Source organism: Magnetococcales bacterium (assembly GCA_015231925.1).
Classification (GTDB): Bacteria; Pseudomonadota; Magnetococcia; order Magnetococcales; family JADGAQ01; genus JADGAQ01.
Window position 1 is genome coordinate 1 of record JADGAQ010000259.1, and the last position, 4,696, is coordinate 4,696.

The 4,696-nt window shown below is 59.6% G+C and carries 1 protein-coding gene and 1 pseudogene; both read left to right on the forward strand.

The window, feature by feature from the left end; translation table 11 throughout:
* A pseudogene (locus HQL56_18315) lies at positions 1 to 1,126 on the forward strand (DUF1566 domain-containing protein).
* An 849-nt stretch (positions 1,127 to 1,975) separates the two neighbouring features.
* Positions 1,976 to 4,546, forward strand: coding sequence for a response regulator (locus HQL56_18320; protein ID MBF0311473.1), 2,571 nt, complete (start codon positions 1,976 to 1,978; stop codon positions 4,544 to 4,546).
* Positions 4,547 to 4,696: the final 150 nt, after the last annotated feature.

Consider the following 4,696-nt stretch of genomic DNA (forward strand, 5'->3'; position numbering starts at 1 on the left):
CGCCGGTCTGGTCGACACGGGGCAGGGACGCTGCTACGACACCCGGGGAGAAACCCCCTGCCCCCGCCCCGGAGAAGCCTTTTTCGGCCAGGACGCCCAATACGACGGCATCACCCCCTCCTGCCGGGACAACGGCAACGGCACGGTTTCCGACAACGCCACCGGATTGATGTGGACCAAAGGAGTGGACGCCCGGAAAGTCAATCCCGAAGAGGCGGAAACCCAGGCGAAACAACTGCGCACCGGCGGCCACAGCGATTGGCGCGTGCCCACCATCAAAGAGCTTTACACCCTCATCGACTTTCGCGGCTATACCGGCTTCGAACCCGGGCAAGCCGGCATGATGAGCCTGCCCGCCAACGCCGTGCCCTTCATCGATACCGCCTGTTTCGACTTCCGCTACGGCGACTCCCGCCAGGGCGAACGCTTCATCGACGCCCAGTGGCTCTCCTCCACCCATTACGTCTCCACCACCATGGACAACAACCTGACCCTCTTCGGGGTCAACTTCGCCGATGGGCGCATCAAAGGCTACGGATACCGTCGCCCCGGCATGCGCGGGGACCACAAACGCTTCTTCGTGCGCTTCGTGCGCGGTCCCCGTTACGGCGAAAACCACTTCGTGGACCACGGCGACGGCACGGTATCGGATCAATCCAGCGGATTGATGTGGGCCAAAAGCGACAGCGGCCGGGGCATGACCTGGGGGGAGGCCCTGAAATACGCCGAGGAATCAACTCTCGGAGGCTACAACGACTGGCGACTGCCCAACGCCAAGGAGCTGCAATACATCGTGGATTACAGCAGCTCCCCGGATACCGGCAACTCCCCCGCCATCGACCCGGTGTTCGAAACCACCGCCATCACCAACGAGGCGGGGGTGAGGGATTTCCCCTTCTTCTGGACCTCCACCACCCATCGGGACGGACCCCGCCCCGGCACCCACGCGGTTTACGTGGCTTTTGGCCGCGCCATCGGACAAATGCACGGTCGCACCATGGATGTCCACGGCGCGGGCGCGCAACGCAGCGATCCGAAGGAGGGTACCCCCCGCATCGGCCACGGTCCCCAGGGTGATGCGCAACGCATCTACAATTTCGTGCGTCCGGTGCGCGGTGGCGCGGTGGCGGCGCCCGCCCGGCGGGCGGAACGCCCTCTGCCCCCAACCCGCATTCTTCCCGCCGAATCCATCTCCAGTTCCGCACCTGCCGCAGCACCCCAAGGCCTCTCCCTTCCCGGCGGCGCACCGCCCCGAAGCGGCGCTCCCGCCGGATTTCAGCGCCCCGGATTCGTCTCCCGCCTCGACCGGGACGGCGATGGCCGGGTCTCCCGCCAGGAGTTCGACGGCCCGCCGGAACGTTTCGATTTCCACGATGCCAACAAGGATGGCTATCTGAGCGAAGACGAAGCCCCCCACCTGGGGCCCCCCGGCGCTCGCATGCCCCAGGGAGGCCAGGGCCTGTAATACGGGAGTTCGGGGGGAATCCCCCCCCGACGGTTTCCCAGGTTGTCTCTTTTCAAACGCCCCCCGCTTACGCTTCTCCCCGAGACCGGCCACAGCCTGCCATCGACTGATTTCCGTAAAGGCCGGTACTTGACGCCACTTTTTCGCCCATGTTACCCTCCATCTGTCCACTATTCTATATGCTGACAGTAACTCTGCTTCACTACATCGGACAATCGATGGTAATGATCCCGAAGCAGCGCCGGGCGCTTGCGATGGCCGGTCCCGGGAAGGGGCCTGGTTGCAATGGCTTACAAGTCCGGCGTTTGCTGCTCAATATCCTCTCGTTTTATGCAGGTACCGGCTTTCACACCAATTTATCGACAAAACAGCCCATAAAAGTTAACTTATGGGGGGTTATTGTAAACTATTATTTTTAGTCCGCCCTTGGAGTTTGTTTATTATTTTTATATATAATAATATTTTTATCTAATATTTGAAGCGCCCATTTCTTCACAAAGGGGGCCTTGCGTGGACATTGATGATAAAAATGCAACAGATAACAAAGATGATCTTCCACGCCAGGGATTCTCCCGACCGCGCCATCCGGCGGAGCAGGTTCCGGACCAGGATGGCCGGAATCGGAGCCGGGCCGCTCCGGCGGAAAGCAACGCCCTGATTCACGAGTTGCAGATCCATCAAATCGAACTGGAGATGCAGAACGAGGCGTTGCGGCAAATCCAGGGGCAACTGGAACAGAGTCGCGATCAATACCGCCGGTTATTCCACAGCGCTCCGGTGGGTTACTTCATTCTGGACAAAAATGGCACCATCCTGGAGGCCAACGAAACCGGGGCGACGCTGCTTGGCCTGGAAAGAGAGTCACTGCCACGACGACGCTTTCATGAGTTTATTGCCCGCAAGGATCAAGACACCTTTTATCACCACCGCAAGGCGGTACCGGCCTCTCGTGATCCGTTGCGATGTGAAGTCGAAATCATCCGGAAAGACGGTAATCCGATATTTGCGCAATTGACCAGCATCGCTTGTGGCGAGACAGGCAGTGACCGGACGATGATCGGGGAGATACCCTTCCGGTGGCAGATGGCCGTCACCGATTGCACTCAGCGCAAGGAGCAGGAGAGGGCGTTGCTTCAGGCCAAGGAGAAGGCGGAAGAGGCGGACCGGGCCAAGGGGGCTTTTCTGGCCAATGTCAGCCACGAAATCCGCAGCCCCCTGAACGCCGTCATCGGCCTCACGGACTTCATGTTGACCTCCAACCTCCCACGGGAAGAAGAAAGGAACAATCAACGCATCGTGTTGAATGCGGCTCTCGGTCTGCTGGATCTGGTCAACAACCTGGTGGATATGTCGAAAATCGAATCCGGGAGTTTGATCCCCGAAAAGGTTCCTTTCGATCTCCGGAGCCGAATCGAGGATCTTTTCGAAACCAAAAGCCTGGAGGCCACGCAAAAAGGCTTGAGACTCTACCTGGACATGGCAAGCGACTTGCCAAAAACTATTATTGGCGATCCGTTGCGTTTGCACCAGATCCTCATGAATCTTGTCAGCAACGCCCTGAAGTTTACCGAAAAAGGGCTGATTTTGATCTCCGTGGAACGCGCCCGGATGACCTCCCCGGCGGATGCGGACAGTGTGGAGCTGCATTTTTCCGTGACGGATACCGGAATCGGCATACCCGCCGACAAACTGGAGCTTATATTCAATACCTTCACCCAGGTGGACGACTCCACTTGCCGCAAGTATGGTGGTTCGGGCCTGGGACTGTCCATCTGCAAACATCTTGTGGAGAAAATGGGCGGACAAATCCGGGTCGAAAGCCAAGTTGGCATTGGCTCGACCTTCCATTTCACCCTCCGGGCTGGAACGAACTGTCCGGTTCCCGCCTTGGCCGATGGTGATCCGGCGCCTCGGGAAGGTTCACTGAGTCACCTCTCCCTCGAAGGCCGGGGCATCCTCCTCGGTGACGGCCAGGTACTGGGTCGTCTGATCACCCGTGACATCCTGCTCGGCTTCGGGGCCCGCGTCGAGGAGGCGAACTCCACCGCCACCCTGTTGGCAAAGCTCGACGAGGCCCAACGGACCAATCACCCCTGGGATCTGCTGATTCTGGACGAGAGTCTGCTGTGGGAAGGCGTGGGCCAGCCGGAGAAGCTGGAGGGCCACGCCGGACACGACGGTCCCGTTCTGGTGCTGCTGAACTCCCTGACGGCCACGAACATACCTCGCCACGGCTGGCTGGAAAAGGCCCGTACCCTCAAAACCCCCATGCGGCGCTCCGCCTTTCTGAAAGCCATCAACCGGGCAATGGGTCGAATACCGCATTCGCCGGACCCCATGCCGCCCAGGGAGCCGGAACGGAGTCCCCCCTTGCGGATTCTATTGGTGGAAGATTTGCTCAGCAATCAACAGGTGGCCAGCCAAATTCTGCAGGGGGCAGGCCACTTCGTCACCATCGCCAATCACGGACAGGAGGCACTGGACCGGCTGCGGGACCGGAAGGAGCGCTTCGACCTGGTGCTGATGGATCTCCAAATGCCGGTCATGAACGGTTTTGAAACAACCCGGCGCATTCGCCAAAGTTCCCGGACGGAAATCGACGAACCCAACATTCCCATTATCGCCCTCACGGCCAATGCCTTGCTTTCCGAGGAGCAAAAATGCCGGGAGATCGGCATGAACGGTTTCGTTCGCAAACCTTTTCGTTCAATTGACCTGCTGAATGCCCTTTCTCCGGTTATCGGCATTAAGCCCCCATTGCCAAGGGGGGAGATTCTCAAACCGGTTGAAGGCGATGCCGAAACCCTGGCCCAGGCCAAACAGGCTTTTCTGAGCGAGGGAATGGCCCTGGTCGCGAAACTGCACACCGCCATGGAAACCCATGGCGTGTCACAGACCATCCAGGCAGTCCAGGCGTTGCGAAGCGCCCTGCTTGCCATCGGAGCGACCCGCGCCGCCAGCCAGGCTTTGAAACTGAAGGGCAACGCCGAATTGGGCGACTGGGAGGCGGCGTTGGCGAATCAGGGCGCCATCGAGCGCCTTGTGCGGGAGACCATCTCCATGCTGAAGCCGAGTGAATGATTCCATTTCTGTTTCATTCGTTCATTAATACGGGGGTCCGGAGGCGATTATCGCCCCCGGCGGAGGTTGGACTCGGGCCATCCATGGCCCGAGTCCAACCCCTGCTGGGGACCATGATGGTCCCCAGACCCCTGCAATAATGCAAAAATG